Here is an 18,852-nt window from a genome sequence, read left to right as displayed (position 1 = left end):
CACGCGGTCAAAACAGATATCTGGGCGTCGTCCTCGAAAAAGCGCCCCTTCGCTCACACCGGTTTACTGCCTGCAACAACAACGACGACGCGGCCAGACCGCCTCGCTAATCCGCCAGGCTGCCTTTGAAACCGGAGCGTATCCACATGTCCGCATCTCACGAGGTATCCCCCGCCACCCTGCGCCGGGTCATCGCCGCCTCGGCCATCGGCAACTTCGTCGAATGGTTCGACTTTGCCGTCTACGGCTTTCTCGCAACGATCATCGCCAGCCAGTTTTTCGCCAGTGGCGATGCCAGCGTGGCCTTGCTCAAGACCTTCGCCGTTTTCGCCGTGGCCTTCGCCTTGCGGCCACTGGGCGGGATCGTGTTCGGCGCACTGGGTGACCGACTGGGACGCAAACGTATCTTGTCACTGACCATCCTGCTGATGGCCGGCTCCACCACACTGATCGGCCTGCTGCCGACCTACGCCAGCATCGGCCTTGCCGCGCCCGCGCTATTGACCCTTGCGCGCTGCCTGCAGGGGTTCTCCGCAGGCGGTGAGTATGCAGGGGCCTGTGCCTACCTGATGGAACATGCACCGCAAAACAAGCGGGCCTTTTATGGCAGCTTCGTGCCCGTGTCGACCTTCTCGGCCTTCGCCTGCGCGGCGGTGATCGCCTTCGGCCTTGAGGCGAGCCTGTCGGCCGAAGCGATGGCGGCCTGGGGCTGGCGCATACCGTTCCTGGTGGCTGCGCCGCTGGGCCTGGTGGGCCTGTACCTGCGCTGGCGCATGGAGGAAACCCCGGCGTTTCGCGAGGCCATCGCCCAAGGCAAGACCCATGAGCATTCGCCACTCAAGGACACGTTGCGTAACCATGGCCGGGCCATCCGCAACCTGGGTGCCTTCATCTCGCTCACTGCGTTGTCCTTCTACATGTTCACCACCTACTTCGCCACCTACCTGCAGATGGTCGGCAACCTGACACGCGCCCAGTCGCTGCTGGTGACCACGGTAGCGCTGGTGTTCGCCGCCATCGGTTGTCCGCTGGCCGGCGCGTTCTCCGACCGCGTCGGGCGGCGCAAGACCATTGGTTTCACCTGCCTGTGGGTGATGGTGTGTGTATTCCCGGCCTATTGGCTGGCCAGTTCCGGGTCAGTGCCCGCCGCGCTGCTGGGGGTCATCCTGTTGGCGGTAGGCGCACTGTCCAGTGGTGTGGTGACCGCCGCATTGCTGTCGGAGAGTTTCCCGACACACACGCGCTACACCGCTTCGGCGATCACCTACAACGTGGCCTATACGTTGTTTGGCGGCACCGCACCGTTGGTGGCGACCTGGCTTATCGGGCAGACCGGCAGCAGCCTGGCACCGGCGTTCTATCTGGTGGCCATCGCGCTGGTGGCGCTGGTGGGCGGGTTGGCGTTGCCGGAAACATCGCGAATATCGTTGCATGAAGAGACCCCTGACGGTGAGGTGGGTCGCGGGGTTGCCAACAGCATCTAAGATGTGGGGCTGCACTGCAGCCCCATAGCAGCGACAAGCGTCGCTTTCGAGGGGCGCACCCGCGCTGGAAACGCCGTGTTCGGGGTTCGATAATCGCCCACTTTCCACGCTGCGACACTCAACCCAATTGACGAAACTAACCAGGTGGTACAAACATACGGGCATTCAACAACAACAAAGTGATGCCCGCCATGAAGCCCCTTATCCTCGTGCTCAACGGCCCCAACTTGAACATGCTGGGTACTCGCGAGCCTGCGCAGTACGGCCGTGAAACCCTTGCTGACCTGGCCCAGAGCTGCGCAGACACCGCGCAGGCCCACGGCCTGGAAATCGAATTCCGCCAGACCAACCACGAAGGCGATCTGATCGACTGGATCCACGCTGCCCGTGGTCGCTGCGCCGGTATCGTGATCAACCCCGGTGCCTGGACCCACACTTCGGTGGCCATCCGCGACGCGCTGGTCGCCAGCGAGGTGCCCGTGATCGAAGTGCACCTTTCCAACGTGCACAAGCGCGAGCCGTTCCGCCACCTGTCGTTCGTCTCCTCGATCGCGGTGGGTGTGATCTGCGGTTTGGGCAGCCACGGCTACCGCATGGCTCTGGCGCACTTCGCCGAAATGTTCCAGGAGCAGCCAGCATGACTCAGCCGGCCATCCTCGCCGGCCTGATCGGCCGTGGCATTCAGCTGTCGCGCACCCCTGCCCTGCATGAACATGAAGGCGATGCGCAGGACTTGCGCTACCTCTATCGCTTGATCGACGCAGACCAGCTGCAACTGCAAGACAGCGCCTTGGCGCAATTGCTCGAAGCGGCCCAGCACACCGGCTTCACTGGGCTCAATATCACCTACCCGTTCAAGCAGGCGATCCTGCCGCTGCTCGACGAGCTGTCCGATGAGGCCAGGGGTATCGGTGCGGTCAATACCGTGGTGCTCAAGGACGGCAAGCGTGTGGGCCATAACACCGACTGCCTGGGCTTCGCCGAAGGCTTGCGCCGCGGCTTGCCCGACGTCGCGCGCCGGCAGGTGGTGCAGATGGGCGCAGGCGGTGCTGGCTCGGCTGTGGCCCATGCGTTGCTGGGCGAAGGTGTCGAGCGGCTGGTGCTGTTCGAAGTGGATGCAGCGCGCGCCCAGGCGCTGGTCGACAACCTCAACGGCCATTTCGGCGCAGGCCGGGCCGTTGTGGGCACGGACTTGGCGGCCGAGATTGCCGAGGCGGACGGGCTGGTCAACACCACGCCGGTCGGCATGGCCAAACTGCCGGGCACACCGCTGCCGGTCGAGCTGCTGCATGCCCGGCTGTGGGTGGCGGAGATCATCTATTTCCCACTGGAAACCGAGCTGCTGCGTGCGGCACGGGCACTGGGCTGCCGCACCCTCGATGGCAGCAACATGGCCGTGTTCCAGGCGGTGAAAGCGTTCGAACTGTTCAGTGGCCGTCAGGCCAATGCCGAGCGCATGCAGGCGCATTTCGCCAGCTTCAGTTGAGCCCGTTACCGTCCCTTTCGCGGGTTTTAACCGCGAAAGGGACGGTAAACACTTCAGCCTTTCTCATCCAGCAACGCCTTTATCAACGTCTCCTGCCCGTCGTAGTCACCTTCGCCAACGTGCACATGCCGCACCTGGCCCTGGCGATCGACGAAGTAGTGCGCCGGCCAGAACTGATTACCCCAGGCATTCCACACCCGATGATCGTTGTCCACCGCCACCGGGTAGGCGATCTGAAGGCTGGCCACCTTGTTTTTCAACTGACCGACGTCATGCTCGTAGTCATACTCCGGCGTATGTACGCCCACCACGACCAGCCCCTGATCGGCGTAGCGCCGCGCCCAGTCGTTGACATGTGGCAGGCTACGCTGGCAGTTGATGCAGTCCCACGTCCAGAAGTCCACCAGCACTACCTTGCCCTTGAGTTGCGCGGCATCCAGCGCTGGCGAGTTGAGCCACTCACTGGCCCCCGACAGCGACGGCATGGCCCCGTAACTGTCGCGCGCCGCCAAGTGGCCGGCCAGCCCCAAGCCAAGGAGCGCCAAGGCCACACCGCCCACTTTCAGCAGCATGCGGCGCTCAGTTGTCATGGCAGCCACTCGTGGCATAGGTACGGTATTGCAGGCTTTGGCGCTGGCCTTGGGAGTCGAGGTAGTCCATACGGGTATTGACCAGGCCACAGGCATCGCTTTGGTCATCCTTCACCGACAGCACTTTGTGTATGTCCAGCCGGTCGCCATAGCGGTACTGCATGACGCTGGCATCCTCCATCGGCTGTGTGGTTGCCTGGGCAACCAGGGCGCCGAGGCTGAGCACAGCGAACAGGCTGGCGCTGGCGAGGGTTTTCACGTTCATGGCATCTCTCCTGACAGCTTCTGAGGGTGGGGAGTGGTGCTCCCCGGTCAGAGCCATTTCACGCGTGCCAGGTATCAGGCATGTGTCGCCTGACCCTGCGCCCTGCCTCCTGCTGTATCTGTCGCACGGCCAGATACACTGCAATACAAACCTCTGCAGGCAAGCTCATACCTGCTCGGTACACTGCGCTCATTCCCCTTGCACAGGACCCCACCGATGGAACATGTCGATCACATCCTGATCGTCGACGACGACCGTGAAATCCGCGAACTGGTCGGCAATTACCTGAAGAAGAACGGCCTGCGCAGCAGCATCGTCGCCGACGGCCGGCAGATGCGAGCTTTCCTGGAAGCCAACAGTGTCGACCTGATCGTGCTCGACATCATGATGCCGGGCGATGACGGCCTGCTGCTGTGCCGTGAGCTGCGCGCCGGCAAGCACCGCACTACGCCAGTGCTGATGCTGACCGCGCGCAACGACGAGACCGACCGCATCATCGGCCTGGAGATGGGCGCTGACGACTACCTGACCAAGCCATTCTCAGCCCGCGAATTACTGGCCCGCATCAACGCGGTGCTGCGCCGCACCCGCATGTTGCCGCCCAACCTGACCATCAGCGAAAGCGGCCGCCTGATCGGTTTCGGCCAGTGGCGCCTGGACACCACCGCGCGCCACCTGCTTGATAGCGCAGGCACGCTGGTGGCTCTCAGTGGCGCCGAATACCGCCTGTTGCGCGTGTTCCTCGACCATCCACAACGGGTGCTCAGCCGCGAACAGTTGCTCAACCTGACCCAAGGCCGCGAGGCCGATATCTTCGATCGCTCCATCGACCTGCTGGTCAGCCGCCTGCGCCAACGCCTGGGCGACGACGCGCGCGAACCCAGCTGCATCAAGACGGTGCGCAGTGAAGGTTATGTGTTCTCGCTGCCCGTGCAACTGCTCGAGTCGCCATCATGAAGTGGCCGCGCACCCTCGCCTCGCGCCTGGCGCTGATCTTCATCACCGGGCTGGTGCTGGCCTATGGGCTGTCGTTCAGCCTGCAGGCCTATGAGCGCTATATCAGCAGCCGCTCGATGATGCTCAGCAACCTGGAGCAGGACGTCGCCACGTCAGTGGCCATCCTTGACCGCCTTCCCGCTGCTGAACGCCCCGCCTGGCTGCCCCGCCTGGAGCGGCGCACCTACCGCTATCGGCTGGACACTGGCGTGACCGGCGCGGCGATGCCAAGCGATGACCCACCCATGGCTGCCGATTCGATCGTCAAGGCCATCGGCAGCCAGTATCGCCTGACCTTCCAGGAGATACCCGGCCCGAACGCCCACTTCCAGGCGCACCTGCGTCTGGCCGACGGCGCGCCGCTGACCATCGATGTCACCCCGGCAGCCGTGCCGATTGCCACATGGCTGCCGCTGGTGTTGCTCATTCAGCTTGCCGTGCTGCTGTTCTGTACCTGGCTGGCCGTGCGCCTGGCCATCGGCCCGCTGACCCGCCTGGTCAAGGCGCTTGACGACCTCGACCCCGACAAGCCCGGCATGTTGCTGGACGAAAGCGGCCCGCGCGAAGTGAAATATGCCGCCGTCGCCTTCAACGCCTTGCAGGCGCGCATCGCTGCCTATCTCAAGGAGCGCATGCAGTTGCTGGCAGCGATTTCCCATGACCTGCAAACCCCGATCACCCGCATGAAACTGCGGGTCGAGGTAATGGACGAGGGTGTGGAGAAGGACAAGTTATGGCATGACCTGGATGCCATGGAGCATTTGGTCCGCGAAGGCGTAGCCTACGCCCGCAGCATGGATATCAACACCGAGCCGCCCTGCCGCATCGACCTCGACGCGTTCCTCGACAGCGTGGTGTTCGATTACCAGGACAGCGGCGCGCAGGTCGAGCGCCATGGCACTACCGGCCGTTTGCTGGAAACGCGCCCGCATGCGCTGCGCCGGGTGTTGATCAACCTGCTGGACAATGCCCTGAAGTTCGCCGGCAAGGCGCAATTGGAGGTCAGCCATGAGCAGGGACGTATCCTCATCCGCGTGCTGGATGAAGGGCCTGGCATCCCCCAGCAAGCGCTCAGCGAAGTGCTCAAACCATTCTACCGGGTGGAAAGCTCGCGCAACCGCAGCACCGGCGGCACCGGCCTGGGCCTGGCAATCGCCCACCAACTGATCCAGGCCATGGGCGGGCAATTGGTCCTCAGCAACCGCCAGGGCGGAGGCCTGTGCGCACAGATCGAGCTGAAGTGAAACCCTGCAGGCCTTGACGCGGCGCTGCGCGCCGGACTGCAGGGGTGACATTGCCCTACACCACATGTCACTCCTTTCTGATACACAACACAGCCTGCACCGACACACTGCCGGTACGTCGTACCGCCACACTCCCGGTCACACTTTGACACACCGGGAGATTTTTTCGATGAGAGCCATCGCCCTTTCCTCTGGCTGGGGGCTGTTCGCCGCCCAGGCCGGCCTGCTCATGACCGCCATCGCCCTCAGGCTCACCGCCAAACTGGCGCTTTACCAGCGCCGCAACGCCACCGCTCTTTCCTGACGGAGTAGCACAGCCCATGACCACGCTAAAACGCACCTCGAGCCCCTTGGACTGCCTCGCAGGCTGGGGAGCGGATTTGCCATTACGGCTGTTTCTGGCCTGGGAATTCTTCGAATCCGGCCTGGAAAAATTCAACGGCAGCAACTGGTTCGGCGATATACAGGGGCGCTTCCCACTGCCCTTCAGCCTGCTGCCAGCGGAGTTGAACTGGCACCTGTCGATGTGGGCCGAACTGGTGCTGCCGCTGCTCCTGCTGCTAGGCCTTGGTACACGGCTGGCGGCGGCGGGGCTGGCATTGGTAACCGTGGTAGCGATCGTAGCGCTGCACTGGCCTGCACACTGGTCGGACCTGGCCGAACTGGCCAAGGGTTACGCCATGACCGATCTAGGCTTCGGGGCCTACAAGCTGCCTCTGATCTACCTGGTTGCATTGCTGCCCTTGCTGCTCAAAGGTGCCGGTAGGCTAAGCGTTGATCACTGGATCAAACGGCACATCGCGGCGCAGGCCACAACAACATGAAATGCAAAGGGCCTGGAGCGTACGGCTCACGAGCCCTTTGTGTTTCGCCAAGCGTGATACGCGTGGCGGGTGTCAGTCTTCCAATGGCTTGGGCGGCGCAGCCGGCTTGGCTGGTTTGGCGGGTTTGCTGTCCTTGGCCTTGGGCTCCGCTGCCGCAGCGACAGGCTCCGGTGCAGTCATGGCCTTTTCGCTGGCTGGCAACTCATCGACTGCTTTGATGATGGCCTTGACGTCGATCTTTTCATTTGTTTCGTCATCCTTGAGCATGTGGCGCTCACCATCCTTGCCAATCAGGATGACCTTGGTGCCCTTGCTGGCACCAAGCTTGAGCTCACGTATCAGCGCCATGGTGGTCTGCTGCTCAAGGTTCTTGTCCTCACGCTTGCCCATCATTCTGGCGACGCTGTAAACCACCAGGCCACGCTCCTTGAACGCGGCCTGAGTGGCAGGGTCTTTCAAGTCCTCGTTCAGCCCCCGCAAGGTCGGGTCGGCGGTACTGGGGGCAATGATCACCAATGGCCGTGCCTTGCCCAGTTCCTTGGCCAGCGGAGCGTCGCTGTCGGCGGCGAACAGGGGGCCGGTGACGGCGAGCAGGGTGGCGAGGGTCAGTGACCGGACGAGCATACGCATCTCCTTATTGTCTCGATAAACCAATGACTACAGATCACGGAGAAAAATCCGACCCGGAGCCTAAACCACTTCGAACATCAGAGGGCCAGGGAAAAGTAACTGGCGGTTTCCGATGAGGCGCGATGCCAGGATGGCAGAATTTTCGGAAACAGCCGATGCCCAGATTCAGCATAGCCCAAAGCCACTAACGGCAACCTGCGCGCACTGTTCCGCTCACCTGAGGGGACGCTCGAGCCGGCACTTAGAACAGCAACAGTTGGCGGTCGGTCAACGCTGCAAAGTCATCACCGACAAAGGGCAGGATGGCATCGGCCACAGGCTGTAACTGGCGGCTGAGGTAGTGGTCGTAATCGATCGGCGACTGCAGGTTTTCCATGGGCTCTGGGCCGGCCGTGGTGATCACGTAACTGATCCAGCCGCCATTCTGGTATTGCCGGGCACGCCCAAGCCGGCTGTTGTACTCATCAGCCAGGCGTGCGGCGCGCACATGCGGCGGGACATTGCGCAGGTAGTCGGCCAACGGGCGACGCAGGCGTTTGCGGTAGATCAGCAGCTCATCCAGCTCTCCTGCCAGGGTCTGCTGTACGAACCCGCGCACATAGTCACGATAGGGCTGGCCCCGGAAAATCCGCCCGTACAAGGCCTGCTGGAACTGCCGGGCCAAGGGCGACCAATCGGTGCGTACCGATTCCAGGCCTTTGTACACCATGTCTTCGCTGCCGTCGGCACGCTGAACCAGGCCGGCGTAGCGCTTCTTGCTGCCCTCGTCGGCGCCGCGGATGGTCGGCATCAGAAAGCGCCGATAATGGGTCTCGAACTGCAACTCCAGCGCGCTTTCCAGGCCCATGGTTTCACGCAGGTGCTGGCGCCACCACTGGTTGACCTCGGCCACCAGCGCGCGGCCGGTGCGCGCCGCAGCCTCTTCATCATGTGCACCCTTGAGCCAGACGAAGGTAGAGTCGGTGTCGCCGTAGATAACGTCGTAGCCGCGTGCCTCGATCAGCGCGCGTGTCTGGCGCATGATCTGGTGCCCGCGCATGGTGATCGAGGACGCCAGGCGCGGGTCGAAGAAGCGGCAACCGCTTGACCCAAGCACCCCGTAAAACGCATTCATGATGATCTTGAGTGCCTGCGATAGCGGTGCGTTGCCTTCACGCTTGGCCTCCTCCCTGCCCTGCCACACCCGCTCGACGATGGCGGGCAGGCAATGCCGGGTGCGCGAGAAACGCCCGCCGCGAAAGCCTTCGACGGAGTGCCCGTCATCCGGCTGACGCAGGCCTTCGACCAGGCCCACCGGGTCGATCAGGAACGTCCGGATGATCGAGGGGTACAGGCTCTTGTAGTCGAGCACCAGCACCGAGTCATACAGCCCTGGGCGCGAGTCCATGACAAAACCGCCCGGGCTGGCCTCATCCGGGCGACTGCCCAGGTTGGGCGCGACGAAGCCCAGCCGATGCATGTGCGGGATGTACAGATGACAGAACGCGGCCACCGAGCCACCGCTGCGGTCCACCGCCAGCCCGGTCACCGACGAGCGCTCCAGCAGAAACTCCAACAGCCGGGTATGCGCAAAAATCCGCGTCACCAGCTCGCAATCCTTGAGGTTGTAACGCGCCAACGACGGCTTGTCCTCAGCAAACATGCGGTTGATCTCGTCCATGCGCTGGTAAGGCGTATCAATCGCCTTGCCTTCCCCCAGCAAGGTCTGCGCGACGTTTTCCAGGCTGAACGAAGGGAAGCTCCAGGTGGCCGAGCGCAGCGCTTCGATGCCATCGATCAGCAAGCGGCCGGGCGCATCTGCAAACACGTGGCCCCGGTTGGCGTGGGCGCGCACCGTCATGGGCGCACCGTTACGCCCCAGGTTCAACGGCACCTGCAGCAGCTTGGCGTGCTCATGCAACAGGCGCAGGTCGAACTGGACCAGGTTCCAGCCAATGATCGCATCCGGATCGTGCCTGGCCATCCACTGGTTCAGGCAGTCGAGCATGGCCGCCCGGTCGTTGCAGTAATGCAGGTCGAAATCCACGGCGTCGGGCTGGCCATTGGCAGGCCCAAGCATGAATACCTGCCGCTGCCCGCAGCCTTCCAGCGCGATGCTGTACAACTCACCGCGCTCGCTGGTCTCGATGTCCAGTGACACCAGGCGTAGCGGCGGGCGAAAGTGCGCCAAGGGTTTGAGCTGGGCCTCGCAGATGACACCATGGGCATCAGGCTGACCGGTGAATTGCACGGCGGCGGTGATGAAGCGCTCCATCAGGTAGCGCTCGGGCGGGCGGATGTCCGCTTCGAACACCTCGACACCGGCACCGCGCAAGCGCTGCTCCAGTTGCATGAGTTGCCGGTGCTGACGGCAATACACGCCCAGCACCGGACGATGTTGGAAGTCTTGCAGGCGCAGGGGCCTGATTTCCACGCCGGCCTCGCCCGCCAGCAACAGCCGCGCGTGTTCGACCTGCGATTGCAGGATGAACGCCACCGACTCCTGCGGGGCAAGACGCAACAGCCGCGGCCCCTGGTCGGTGGCCAGCCAGAACTCCACGCAGGTGCCTTGGGGCGTGTCATGCCAATGCCGGGTCAGGACAAAGCCCTGCTGCAACTCCACTGCGTTGTCCTCGGTGCTACGGATAGGTCGAATGAGATGATTCTACCCGTGCGCGGGGTGGCTGTGCGGGCAATCAGCCGTACAGGTAGTTGATATCCTTGTACGCCAACGGCGGCACCTGCCCCAGCAGAAAGTCACGCAGCTTGTGCATTTGCCGCGCCTTGGGGCTGGATTTGAGCCAAGTCATGTAATACCCGTCCCCGGTCGCCACGGCATGCTTGAACGGGGTGACCAGCCGCCCTGCGGTAAGGTCGGCACTGGCCAGCACCAGGTCGACCACGGAAATGCCCAGCCCCTGCTGGGCCGCAGAAATGCCCTGGTCGAGGGTGTCGAACACCTGGCCCTGATCGATGCTTATGTCCAGGGCGTCCATGCGCGCCAGCCAGCGCCGCCAGTCGCGTCGGTCCGATGAAGGGTGCAGCAGTTCACATTGGCGCAGGTCACCCAGTGCCGGCTGCTCATGCGCCATATAGTCTGGGTGGCACACAGGGATCAGCCATTCGTCGAACAGCTTGAAACTCTCGATGTCGGCGGCGAACCGGCCGTTGGACAGGAGAAAGGCGCAGTCGTAGGGCTCGGAGTAGAAGTCCACCGTGTCGATGTCCATCCACACGCTCGACAATTGGACGCTGCAGCTGTCATCGACTTTCTTGAAGGCATCCAGGGCCCTCAGCAACCAGCGCACCGTCAGCGTCGAGGGCGCCTTCAAGCGCAGGCCGTAGCGGTCTTGGCGCAGCAGTGCACAGGCGTTCTCGATGATCTTGAAGCCGACTTTGAGCTCCTGGGACAGCAGGCGCCCATGCTCGGTGAGGCTCAACTTGGGCCCACGTCGCTCGAACAGGTCGCAGCCGAACAGGCTTTCGAGGGTCTTTATGTGGTGGCTGACGGCGCCTTGGGTCAGGGCCAGCTCTTCGGCCGCGCGGGTGAACGACCCGTACCGTGAGGCCACCTCGAAGGCACGCAGCGCGTGCAAGGCCTGGATCCGTTCCGACATGATGCCCCCGAAGCATGAGTGAGACTAATGGCAGGTCATAGTACCACGCGTTTTACAACGCCAGGTACGCCCCAGAAAATGCAGGTAAACAACAAAGATAAGCCAATAACCTGCCTGCATGTGTCTTGAACGTTCTACTCATTAAACGCCTGGGGAAATCATGTTTACGGGTTATGGAAACTGCTATCGCCTGGACGCGCTAGAGCTGGCCACTGAACATGTCCGGAACACGCAGCACTGGACGCACGAAACGATACAACATTTTCGCACCATCCTCGCCAACCCCGACTTTCCATGCCTGTTCGGGCGCAAGGCGGTGGCCGGTGAATCCTGCCACATCCTCTTCGCCCGCGCTGAACAGCTCGCCGATGACATCGCTCAAGGGCTGGCCGAATACGTGCGCACCATAGCACCGGTGCCGGTCAAGCAACGCATCGGCAGCCCGCTGGTGGTGTTTCTCGAAACGGCCGCCGACAGCAACCTGGCCGAACAGCAGGCGCTGGCCTGGAAGGTGCTGCGCGGGGTTCATGCCCGTGACCCGCACCCGTGGCCGCAAGCGATCCCAGCCGACCCCCACGACAGTGGCTGGTCGTTCTGCTACGCCGGCATGGCGCTGTTCATCAACATGAATTTTCCCGGCCACCATCAGATGAAAAGCCGCAACCTGGGCAATCACATCACCTTCGTCATCAACCCGCGAGAAAACTTCGACGAAGTGGCCAATGCCGCCACTGAGAGCGGCAAGCGCATCCGTGCACGCATCCGCGAACGCGTGCAGCGCTACAACGACGGCGTGATGCCCGACAGCCTGGGCTTCTTTGGCCAGGCCGACAACTTCGAATGGAAGCAATACCAACTGCAGGAAGCAGGCTCGCTCAACCCATCGCGCTGCCCCTTTCATGCCCACGTCCACGCAACACCAGACACCCAGATCGAGAACTGACCGTGAATACCGCACTGACCGCTACCTACGCCCTGACCGTACTGCTGCTGATCGCCACACCCGGCCCGGTCGTGGCATTGATCGTCAACACCGCCGCGGCCTCTGGCTCACGCAAGGCCATGTTCACCGCTGTCGGCACCAACTGGGCTTCCCTGGTGCTGATCGGCGCCGCGGCCTGGGTCATCCTCACCAGTGCAGCGATCGACAAGGCCTGGCTCAGTGGCATGAGCCTGCTCGGCTGCCTGTTCATTGGCTACATCGCCGTAGGCACCTTGCGCGAATGCCTGCAGGCGCCTGCCTGCGAGGCGCTTGAGCAACCGGCAAGAGCCGGGCGGGGCGGTTTGTGGCAAGGGTTCATGGTCGGTATTTCCAACCCCAAGGACATCATTTTCTTCATCGCCTTCTTCCCACAGTTCATCCAGATCACCGAATCGTTCGGCAAAAGCATGATGGTGCTGTCCCTGCTGTGGGTGACCATCGACTTCGCCGTGCTCAGCCTTTACATCTTTGCCATCGGCAAGATCGCCTCGCAGCGTAGCAACCGGGTGATTTCGCTGGCCTCGGGGGTTGCCCTGTTGCTCATCGCAGTCGGTGGCCTGGCCTACAACATCAAGGAGCTGGCGGGCTGACGCCTCGGTGCGACGCCACGCCGGACAACAAGGAGCGCCCATGAACCCGTCCAGTAGCGCAACATTCGGCACGGGCCTGCCTGCGCCACTGTCGCTCGACTACCAGCGTTTCCTGCAACTGGGCAGCCGCCGTGCCCCGCACACCCTGCATGTGCACGAAAGCGGCTACCGTTCCGGCACCATCAACACCGATGCGCTGGGTTTGCGCTACAGCCATTGCGCCGGCAAGCGATTTTCGGCCGGCGAATATGGCGGCACCGGCCGTGTCAATTTGCTCGTCGGCGGTTCGACCGCCTTGGGGATCGGTGCCAGTTCCGATGAGCATACGGTGGCCTCGCACCTGTCGATGCTCACCGGGGAGGTGTGGTTGAGCCTCGCTGGCTGTGGGCTCAATGCCAGCCAGGAACTGCTGCTGTTTCTCACCCATCAGCATCGCTTCAGCGAAATCGGCCACGTGGTGGTGCTCAGCGGCCTCAACACCTTGGCCCACGAGGGCCTGGGCGAAATGCTAGGCGGCCCGCACGCTGCGCTGCATGCCAAGGCCTATCAGAACTACCTGAACAGTTTCAACGAAGGCGCGCTACCTGCCAGCCCGGCACGCCGGGACTCGCTGTGGCAACGCCTTGGCCAGGCCCTGGCCCCGCGTCGGCAGGTGCCGCCCCCTGCCTGGCCATTATCCGCCCCACAGAAACGCCTGGCACACGCTGCCGACTGCATCGGGCGTACCTTGAGTCAATGGGAACGCTTGCTTGCCGACAGCCACGCCACCCTCACCTTCATTCTCCAACCGCTGCTGCCGTGGTGCCGTGAAACGCTGCCTGCCGGAGAGCGAGCCATGCTATCGGCACTGGAACAGCAACCGACCAACTTCGACCGGCTGCTCGAAGGCGCCTTCGACAGTCAGCTGCACATGGCCTTCTTCAGGCGCATCAAGAGCCAGGCGGATCCGGTGCCGTGTTACGACATGAACAGCATGCTGAGCAGCTCCCCTGCCTTCGGGGCCGAGCTGTTCATCGATCGCTTGCACCTGAACGATCTGGGCAACGATGCACTGGCCAAGGTCATCACCGCCAAACTGGGCCTGGCCCAGGAAAAACATGCCCAACGCAAGGTCGCCCCGGTCAAGCTCGTCTGACAAATGTGCGTTGCCCTTTCGGTAGCGCCATCCGGTTGGCTAGAATAGGCCATCGTTCCGATACGCCTGAGGCGCACGTGTACTTGTGATGAACACCCGAGCCGACTACCAGTATCTTTCTGCTTATCCGGGCTGTGGTGCCAGTGGGGCCTGCCTGTGAGTGGTTTCGCCCGCGTGCCCGCACTGCTCATCTCGCTGATGCCGTTTGCCGCACAAGCGCTCGACGTGCGTATCGATCCGCATGCCGACTTGCTGTATCGCCAGGCCCTGCCATTGCTGGAGCAGGCCGACACTCCAGAGGATGACGGCAACACGCTGCGCACTGCCATTGGCGGCGACCCGGAACTCAAACGCCAGGGCCAGGCCATGGCCCGCACGCTGCCAACTGCGGTAGCCCTGCTTGAAAAGTCAGTGGAGCTCGGCCATCCCGTGGCCCAATACCGCCTGGCCCTGTACTACACGACCTACCTGCCTGCGGCGCAAATCCCTGATGCTGCCTGCCCGCTGCTCAAGGCCAGCCTGCAGCAGGGCTTTGCCCCGCCCGCTACGGCGATCGCCACCTGGTGCCCACCGTATAACGCCAGCCCCCGTTACCGCGAGGCGCTCGAAGCGATACCAGGCATGGCCACGCTGTATGCGCCCTACTACCCGCAACCGGCCACACGCCTGGCTTGCAGCCGCAGCCAGCCACAAGGGCTGGAAATGCAGTGGGGCCGCCAACGCGACTATCAGGCTGAGGTGTATCGGTTGCTGGGCGACCTGGACCCACAGCATCGCCGGGACTTGCTGCAAAAGGCGGTGGAAATCAATGGTTGCGCAGCAGCACAACGGCGGTTGACCAGCCAGCGTTGATCATTGCTACGGCAGTGGCAAACCAGCAAGATCGTTCAAGCCACCTGGCCCACCCTCTGGCATGCTGCGCTGCCGAACAACAGTGTTGCAGCCATCATGCAAAGCAGTCCGCCCATCGCTCGCCAAGCTTTTCTGCACGGCGCCATCGCCATTCTTCCGTTATCACTGGCCGTCGCGCCTTGGGGCCTGCTGGCTGGCTCGATGGCCATCGAGGCCAACCTCAGTGCCTGGGAGGGTCAGGGGCTGTCGGCGATCGTGTTCGCGGGCGCCGCGCAACTGGTGGCCATCGGCATGCTCAAGGGTGGCGCCAACCTGCTGTCGATCTTGCTGACCACCCTGCTGCTGACCTCGCAACATCTGCTTTACGGCTTATCGATGCGCCCGGTGCTGTCGAACCAGCCGCTGCGCTGGCGCCTGGGGTTGGGTTTCCTGCTGACCGATGAGTTCTTCGCCTTGACCAGCCACTATGACCAACAGCAATTCAACCGCTGGTACGCGCTGGGAGTCGGCCTGACCTTCTATGTGGCCTGGAACCTGTTCACCCTGGCCGGGATCGTGCTGGGCCAGAACATCCCGCACCTGGACCAGCTGGGCCTGGATTTTTCCATTGTCGCCACCTTTGTCGCCCTGATCGCCCCACTGGTGCGCAACCTCGCCACGCTAGTGTGCGTGGCGGTGTCGCTGTTCTGTTCAGTGCTTTTCAGCTACTGGCATTGGGAAACCGCGCTGGTGGCCGCCGGCCTGCTGGGCATGGCTGCCGGTTTCGTCTGCCAGAAATTTTCCGGAGGTCGCGTATGATCTGGCTACTGATCTTCGCCATGGGCGCCGTCGTCTTCCTCAATCGCTACGCGTTCCTGGAGCCGCGCCTACCGCTGCGCCTGAGCTCCAATGCCCGGCAGTTTCTAGGCTTTGCCGTGCCGGGCATGCTCACCGCGATTTGCGGGCCAATCGTCTTCCTGCCCGGCCATCAGCTGGACTTGAGCCCGCTCAATCCCTACCTGCTGGGGGCTGTAGTGGCCATCGTGCTGGTGCTGTTGACCCGCAGTGTATTGCTGAGCATGCTGGTGAGCATGTTGATCTTCTTCCTGCTGCGCAGCTGGCTGACATGAGCACGCCCCTGCGCGAACAGACCCACCTTTGGCAGGCGCCCGCCCTGGGCGATGTCGAGATGTTGCATGCGCGCTACATTCAGCAACGCTTCGCCCCGCATGTTCACGAAGGTTATGTGTTCACTGTGATCGAGTCGGGTGCCCAGCGCTTCTGGCACCGCGGCAGCGAGCACCTGGCGCCGGTGGGCAGCATGGTGCTGATCAACCCGGACGAACTGCATACCGGCGCTACCGCCCATGAGGCTGGCTGGCGCTACCGCGGGTTCTATCCGGACCATGAACGGGTGACCGGGGTGCTCGACGAGCTGGAACTGGGCCGCCACGGCATGCCCAGCTTCAAGGACAGCGTGATCCAGGACCCGGCCCTGGCCATCGCCTTCAGCAAGCTGCATCAGCTGTCCGAAGCCAGCGCCAGTGCCCTGCAGCAACAGACGGCCTGGCGCCAGGCGGTTCTGGCCCTGGTTCAACGACACGGGCAATGCGCTGAACCCGCGCCCCCTGGCCACGAACCACTGGCCGTAGCCCGCGCCCGCGAGCTGCTGGAGAGCCAACTGGCAGAGCCGCCATCGCTCGAAGCGCTGGCGGGCGCGGTCAATCTATCGCCGTTCCATTTCGCCCGGGTGTTCCGCCAAGCCACCGGCCTGCCGCCGCATGCCTGGCTCAAGCAACGGCGCCTGGCCCGCGCCCGGGAAATGCTCAAGCGCGGCCTGGCTGCGACCGACGTGGCTTTCAACCTGGGCTTCGCGGACCAGAGCCACCTCAGCCGGCAATTCAAGCAAGCCTTTGGCGTCACCCCAGGCGCCTATCGCACCGCCTGCCTGCACGGGTAACTGCTGCTACACTGACTAGGCTGAATTGGAGGTTCCTGCCATGTCCGAAAGAGAGCTCACCACCCTCATATCGTTGATGAACCAGCGCCAGGCCTGCCTGAGCAGTGCCTGCAAAGAGATCGCCGACTGGATCGACCGGCAGGGTGATGTGCCTGCCGCTGGCAAGATCCGCGCGAGTCTCAAGGCCCTGGAGGCCGACGAAGCCCAGGTCCGCAAGACCTTGACCTCGCTGACCCTGGAACGGCCTTTGCCACGTTTTCGCAGCTGAATGAAGTGGGGCCGCTTAGCGGCCCCGGGTCAATCAGTGCTTCATGTGCATGTGGTCGTGCCCGCCGCCCATCTCGGCGTTGAGCGCCCGTACCTCTGCCTGCACTTCCAAGGTTTCCTTGCCACCCTTGGCATCTTCCACGGTCAAGGTCAGCGGGACTTTGTCGCCTTCCTTCACCTGCTTCGTCAAACCCATCAACATCACGTGATAGCCATTGGGGTCCAGGCTCACCGGCTTGCCGGCGGGCAACTGCACGGCTTCGACCTGCTTCATGCCCATCACATCACCGTTCATGGTCATCTCGTGCACTTGCACAGTCTTGGCCACTGGCGATGCCACCCCTGTCAGCTTGCTGTCGCTGCTGGCAGTCAGGGTCATGAACGCACCGGTGGACTGCTGGTGCGGTACGCTGGCACGTACCCAGGCATCACTTACGGTGGTCTCGGCCAAAGCCGGCAGCGCCAGCCCCAGCAAGGCGATAGCGGCCAGGCCGCGCTTGAACGGGTGCAGTGAAACAGCCATTAGCAGATCTCCATCAGGGTGACCAGGTCTTCGGCGCATTCCTTGGCGTTCAGGGAATGGCCCAGGCTCAGGCGCAGGGTGCCACGCGTATCGTAGACGTAGCTGGTGGACGAATGAGAGATGGTGTACGTGTCACCGGCCGGGACCTTCTCGTAGAACACCTTGAATTCCTTGGCCACCTCGGCGATTTCCTCCGGCGTACCGGTAAGGGCCATGAACGAGGGGTCGAAAGCCTTGACGTAGGCGTCGAGCACCTCGGGGGTGTCGCGCTCAGGGTCCAGGGTGATGAACACCACCTGGAACAGCTCGCGGTCGCGGCCACGGAGCAGCTTGCGGATTTGCGCCGCGCGCGCCAGGGTGGTCGGGCAGACTGCCGGGCACTGGGTGAACCCGAAGAAGATCATCGGCATGCTGCCGTAGAAGCTCGACAGGGTGACGACGTTGCCCTTGGTATCCTTGAGGCGGAACTTGCGCCCCAGGATTTCGTTGCTCATGTTCTTGCCGTACTCGAACTCGAGCCCTCGGGCCGGGTTGCAGCCTGCCAGCAGGCCGAGCCCGAGAACGCCCATCCCGGCGACAACTGCGCGCCGGGTCAACAGATCATTCATGGAACCATCCTTTAAAGGGAAGGTGCCGACCCTCGGGACGGGCCGGCCGAAAAACCGGGGCATTCTGGCATGACACCCCAAGCGGTTCTACCCGACCAAGGCGGTGGTGGCTTGCAGCCCTTTAAACACGGGCTGCGGCCTGTTGTCGCAGGGGTTGAATCCGTAACAGTTTGTTGCTAGCAGGGTGTTGCCAACGCCGAACTACCGATCAGTAGTAGGCGTTTTCCTTCTGGGTGTGGTCAGTCACATCCCGCACGCCCTTGAGCTCTGGAATACGTTCGAGCAGGGTCCGCTCGATGCCGTCCTTGAGGGTTACGTCAGCCTGACCGCAGCCTTGGCAACCACCACCGAACTGCAGCACTGCAATGCCGTCGTCGACCACATCCACCAGGCTGACCTGGCCACCGTGGCTGGCCAGGCCCGGGTTGATCTCGGTCTGCAGGTAATAGTTGATACGCTCGTTGATCGGGCTGTCTTCGTTGACCATTGGCACTTTGGCGTTCGGCGCCTTGATGGTCAGCTGGCCGCCCATGCGGTCGGTGGCATAGTCGACCAGCGCGTCTTCCAGGAACGGCACGCTGACGGCATCCAGGTAGGCCGTGAAGCTCTTCAGGCCCACGGCGGTGTCGTCAGGCTTTTCTTCGCCTGGCTTGCAGTAGGCAATGCAGGTTTCGGCGTACTGGGTGCCCGGCTGGGTGATGAATACGCGGATGCCGATGCCAGGCGTGTTCTGCTTGGAAAGCAGATCGGCCAGGTAATCATGGGCGGCGTCGGTAATGGTTATAGCGCTCATGTAAGTTCCTCACAGACTTGCGGCCAAGTGTACGCCAACCTGGCCTTC

At 62.9% G+C, this 18,852-nt stretch carries 23 protein-coding genes; 15 read left to right on the top strand and 8 right to left on the bottom strand.

Annotated features, from left to right (window positions below; genetic code table 11):
• The first annotated feature begins 146 nt into the window (after positions 1-146).
• From ABRP30_RS09565 to ABRP30_RS09555, 3 genes are all read left to right on the top strand, one after another.
• Positions 147-1,484 (top strand): MFS transporter, encoded by a 1,338-nt coding sequence (locus ABRP30_RS09565; RefSeq protein WP_241803373.1) that lies wholly within the window; start codon positions 147-149, stop codon positions 1,482-1,484.
• Between the two features lie 191 nt (positions 1,485-1,675).
• Positions 1,676-2,125, top strand: a complete 450-nt coding sequence (gene aroQ, locus ABRP30_RS09560) for a type II 3-dehydroquinate dehydratase (protein WP_241803372.1) — start codon at positions 1,676-1,678, stop codon at positions 2,123-2,125.
• On the top strand, positions 2,122-2,970 hold the full coding sequence (locus tag ABRP30_RS09555; RefSeq protein ID WP_349974466.1) for a shikimate dehydrogenase: 849 nt from the start codon (positions 2,122-2,124) through the stop codon (positions 2,968-2,970). Before aroQ ends, ABRP30_RS09555 begins: the two co-directional genes overlap by 4 nt.
• A 53-nt stretch (positions 2,971-3,023) precedes the next feature.
• On the opposite strand, the gene ABRP30_RS09550 is transcribed toward ABRP30_RS09555, so the two are convergent.
• A complete protein-coding gene (locus ABRP30_RS09550) occupies positions 3,024-3,560 on the bottom strand; it encodes a thioredoxin family protein (RefSeq protein WP_349974467.1) in 537 nt (178 codons plus the stop codon).
• Positions 3,550-3,825: a DUF2790 domain-containing protein gene (locus ABRP30_RS09545; protein WP_241803369.1), complete on the bottom strand. Its 276-nt coding sequence runs from the start codon at positions 3,823-3,825 to the stop codon at positions 3,550-3,552. Before ABRP30_RS09545 ends, ABRP30_RS09550 begins: the two co-directional genes overlap by 11 nt.
• A gap of 216 nt (positions 3,826-4,041) precedes the next feature.
• On the opposite strand from ABRP30_RS09545, the gene ABRP30_RS09540 reads away from it, so the two are divergent.
• From ABRP30_RS09540 to ABRP30_RS09525, 4 genes are all read left to right on the top strand, one after another.
• On the top strand, positions 4,042-4,782 hold the full coding sequence (locus ABRP30_RS09540; protein WP_349974468.1) for a response regulator: 741 nt from the start codon (positions 4,042-4,044) through the stop codon (positions 4,780-4,782).
• On the top strand, positions 4,779-6,065 hold the full coding sequence (locus tag ABRP30_RS09535; RefSeq protein ID WP_349974469.1) for a HAMP domain-containing sensor histidine kinase: 1,287 nt from the start codon (positions 4,779-4,781) through the stop codon (positions 6,063-6,065). The genes ABRP30_RS09540 and ABRP30_RS09535 overlap by 4 nt, the downstream gene beginning before the upstream one ends.
• Positions 6,066-6,234: 169 nt before the next feature.
• Positions 6,235-6,369, top strand: a complete 135-nt coding sequence (locus ABRP30_RS09530) for a hypothetical protein (protein WP_349974470.1) — start codon at positions 6,235-6,237, stop codon at positions 6,367-6,369.
• 16 nt (positions 6,370-6,385) lie between these two features.
• Positions 6,386-6,889: a DoxX family protein gene (locus ABRP30_RS09525; protein ID WP_349974471.1), complete on the top strand. Its 504-nt coding sequence runs from the start codon at positions 6,386-6,388 to the stop codon at positions 6,887-6,889.
• Positions 6,890-6,961: 72 nt separating this feature from the next.
• On the opposite strand, the gene ABRP30_RS09520 is transcribed toward ABRP30_RS09525, so the two are convergent.
• The 3 genes from ABRP30_RS09520 to ABRP30_RS09510 form a co-directional block, all read right to left on the bottom strand.
• Positions 6,962-7,513, bottom strand: coding sequence for a DUF4174 domain-containing protein (locus tag ABRP30_RS09520; protein WP_267822708.1), 552 nt, complete (start codon positions 7,511-7,513; stop codon positions 6,962-6,964).
• Between the two features lie 247 nt (positions 7,514-7,760).
• Complete coding sequence (locus ABRP30_RS09515; RefSeq protein ID WP_349974472.1) at positions 7,761-10,121, bottom strand: DNA polymerase II; 2,361 nt, start codon at positions 10,119-10,121, stop codon at positions 7,761-7,763.
• Positions 10,122-10,194: 73 nt separating this feature from the next.
• Complete coding sequence (locus tag ABRP30_RS09510) at positions 10,195-11,115, bottom strand: LysR substrate-binding domain-containing protein (RefSeq protein ID WP_349974473.1); 921 nt, start codon at positions 11,113-11,115, stop codon at positions 10,195-10,197.
• 160 nt (positions 11,116-11,275) lie between these two features.
• On the opposite strand from ABRP30_RS09510, the gene ABRP30_RS09505 reads away from it, so the two are divergent.
• The 8 genes from ABRP30_RS09505 to ABRP30_RS09470 all read left to right on the top strand — a co-directional run bounded on the left by ABRP30_RS09505 (position 11,276) and on the right by ABRP30_RS09470 (position 16,881).
• Positions 11,276-12,058 carry a YqcI/YcgG family protein gene (locus tag ABRP30_RS09505; protein WP_349974474.1) on the top strand — a complete coding sequence of 261 codons (783 nt, stop codon included), beginning with the start codon at positions 11,276-11,278 and terminating at the stop codon, positions 12,056-12,058.
• 2 nt (positions 12,059-12,060) lie between these two features.
• Complete coding sequence (locus ABRP30_RS09500; RefSeq protein ID WP_349974476.1) at positions 12,061-12,687, top strand: LysE family translocator; 627 nt, start codon at positions 12,061-12,063, stop codon at positions 12,685-12,687.
• A 40-nt stretch (positions 12,688-12,727) separates the two neighbouring features.
• The gene (locus ABRP30_RS09495; RefSeq protein WP_349974477.1) at positions 12,728-13,822 is read left to right on the top strand and encodes a hypothetical protein; all 1,095 of its coding nucleotides are present in this window, start codon (positions 12,728-12,730) and stop codon (positions 13,820-13,822) included.
• 198 nt (positions 13,823-14,020) lie between these two features.
• Complete coding sequence (locus tag ABRP30_RS09490) at positions 14,021-14,674, top strand: sel1 repeat family protein (RefSeq protein WP_277818026.1); 654 nt, start codon at positions 14,021-14,023, stop codon at positions 14,672-14,674.
• Between the two features lie 96 nt (positions 14,675-14,770).
• Positions 14,771-15,472 (top strand): AzlC family ABC transporter permease, encoded by a 702-nt coding sequence (locus tag ABRP30_RS09485; RefSeq protein WP_241803358.1) that lies wholly within the window; start codon positions 14,771-14,773, stop codon positions 15,470-15,472.
• Complete coding sequence (locus ABRP30_RS09480) at positions 15,469-15,783, top strand: AzlD domain-containing protein (RefSeq protein WP_349974478.1); 315 nt, start codon at positions 15,469-15,471, stop codon at positions 15,781-15,783. Before ABRP30_RS09485 ends, ABRP30_RS09480 begins: the two co-directional genes overlap by 4 nt.
• Entirely contained in the window at positions 15,780-16,613 is an 834-nt protein-coding gene (locus ABRP30_RS09475) for an AraC family transcriptional regulator (RefSeq protein ID WP_241803357.1), read from the top strand. Before ABRP30_RS09480 ends, ABRP30_RS09475 begins: the two co-directional genes overlap by 4 nt.
• Before the next feature lie 40 nt (positions 16,614-16,653).
• Entirely contained in the window at positions 16,654-16,881 is a 228-nt protein-coding gene (locus tag ABRP30_RS09470; RefSeq protein WP_012313790.1) for a hypothetical protein, read from the top strand.
• A gap of 33 nt (positions 16,882-16,914) precedes the next feature.
• On the opposite strand, the gene ABRP30_RS09465 is transcribed toward ABRP30_RS09470, so the two are convergent.
• The 3 genes from ABRP30_RS09465 to nfuA all read right to left on the bottom strand — a co-directional run bounded on the left by ABRP30_RS09465 (position 16,915) and on the right by nfuA (position 18,804).
• On the bottom strand, positions 16,915-17,403 hold the full coding sequence (locus tag ABRP30_RS09465) for a copper chaperone PCu(A)C (RefSeq protein WP_349974479.1): 489 nt from the start codon (positions 17,401-17,403) through the stop codon (positions 16,915-16,917).
• The gene (locus ABRP30_RS09460; RefSeq protein WP_349974480.1) at positions 17,403-18,011 is read right to left on the bottom strand and encodes an SCO family protein; all 609 of its coding nucleotides are present in this window, start codon (positions 18,009-18,011) and stop codon (positions 17,403-17,405) included. The genes ABRP30_RS09465 and ABRP30_RS09460 overlap by 1 nt, the downstream gene beginning before the upstream one ends.
• A 208-nt stretch (positions 18,012-18,219) precedes the next feature.
• A complete protein-coding gene (nfuA, locus tag ABRP30_RS09455; RefSeq protein WP_012313787.1) occupies positions 18,220-18,804 on the bottom strand; it encodes a Fe-S biogenesis protein NfuA in 585 nt (194 codons plus the stop codon).
• Positions 18,805-18,852: the final 48 nt, after the last annotated feature.

It is taken from the genome of Pseudomonas sp. WHRI 8519, from assembly GCF_040224055.2.
Taxonomy (GTDB): domain Bacteria; phylum Pseudomonadota; class Gammaproteobacteria; order Pseudomonadales; family Pseudomonadaceae; genus Aquipseudomonas; species Aquipseudomonas putida_X.
The sequence above is the reverse complement of the archived record's forward strand: the minus strand, read 5'-3'. Positions and strand labels throughout refer to the sequence as shown.

Coding starts and splice junctions, on each gene's coding strand:
- ABRP30_RS09555 (WP_349974466.1), top strand. CDS start 2,122: ATGACTCAGCCGGCCATCCTCGCCGGCCTGATCGGCCGTGGCATTCAG.
- nfuA (WP_012313787.1), bottom strand. CDS start 18,804: ATGAGCGCTATAACCATTACCGACGCCGCCCATGATTACCTGGCCGAT.
- ABRP30_RS09465 (WP_349974479.1), bottom strand. CDS start 17,403: ATGGCTGTTTCACTGCACCCGTTCAAGCGCGGCCTGGCCGCTATCGCC.
- ABRP30_RS09460 (WP_349974480.1), bottom strand. CDS start 18,011: ATGAATGATCTGTTGACCCGGCGCGCAGTTGTCGCCGGGATGGGCGTT.
- aroQ (WP_241803372.1), top strand. CDS start 1,676: ATGAAGCCCCTTATCCTCGTGCTCAACGGCCCCAACTTGAACATGCTG.
- ABRP30_RS09470 (WP_012313790.1), top strand. CDS start 16,654: ATGTCCGAAAGAGAGCTCACCACCCTCATATCGTTGATGAACCAGCGC.
- ABRP30_RS09540 (WP_349974468.1), top strand. CDS start 4,042: ATGGAACATGTCGATCACATCCTGATCGTCGACGACGACCGTGAAATC.
- ABRP30_RS09475 (WP_241803357.1), top strand. CDS start 15,780: ATGAGCACGCCCCTGCGCGAACAGACCCACCTTTGGCAGGCGCCCGCC.
- ABRP30_RS09530 (WP_349974470.1), top strand. CDS start 6,235: ATGAGAGCCATCGCCCTTTCCTCTGGCTGGGGGCTGTTCGCCGCCCAG.
- ABRP30_RS09495 (WP_349974477.1), top strand. CDS start 12,728: ATGAACCCGTCCAGTAGCGCAACATTCGGCACGGGCCTGCCTGCGCCA.
- ABRP30_RS09565 (WP_241803373.1), top strand. CDS start 147: ATGTCCGCATCTCACGAGGTATCCCCCGCCACCCTGCGCCGGGTCATC.
- ABRP30_RS09485 (WP_241803358.1), top strand. CDS start 14,771: ATGCAAAGCAGTCCGCCCATCGCTCGCCAAGCTTTTCTGCACGGCGCC.
- ABRP30_RS09480 (WP_349974478.1), top strand. CDS start 15,469: ATGATCTGGCTACTGATCTTCGCCATGGGCGCCGTCGTCTTCCTCAAT.
- ABRP30_RS09510 (WP_349974473.1), bottom strand. CDS start 11,115: ATGTCGGAACGGATCCAGGCCTTGCACGCGCTGCGTGCCTTCGAGGTG.
- ABRP30_RS09545 (WP_241803369.1), bottom strand. CDS start 3,825: ATGAACGTGAAAACCCTCGCCAGCGCCAGCCTGTTCGCTGTGCTCAGC.
- ABRP30_RS09490 (WP_277818026.1), top strand. CDS start 14,021: ATGCCGTTTGCCGCACAAGCGCTCGACGTGCGTATCGATCCGCATGCC.
- ABRP30_RS09550 (WP_349974467.1), bottom strand. CDS start 3,560: ATGACAACTGAGCGCCGCATGCTGCTGAAAGTGGGCGGTGTGGCCTTG.
- ABRP30_RS09505 (WP_349974474.1), top strand. CDS start 11,276: ATGTTTACGGGTTATGGAAACTGCTATCGCCTGGACGCGCTAGAGCTG.
- ABRP30_RS09520 (WP_267822708.1), bottom strand. CDS start 7,513: ATGCTCGTCCGGTCACTGACCCTCGCCACCCTGCTCGCCGTCACCGGC.
- ABRP30_RS09535 (WP_349974469.1), top strand. CDS start 4,779: ATGAAGTGGCCGCGCACCCTCGCCTCGCGCCTGGCGCTGATCTTCATC.
- ABRP30_RS09525 (WP_349974471.1), top strand. CDS start 6,386: ATGACCACGCTAAAACGCACCTCGAGCCCCTTGGACTGCCTCGCAGGC.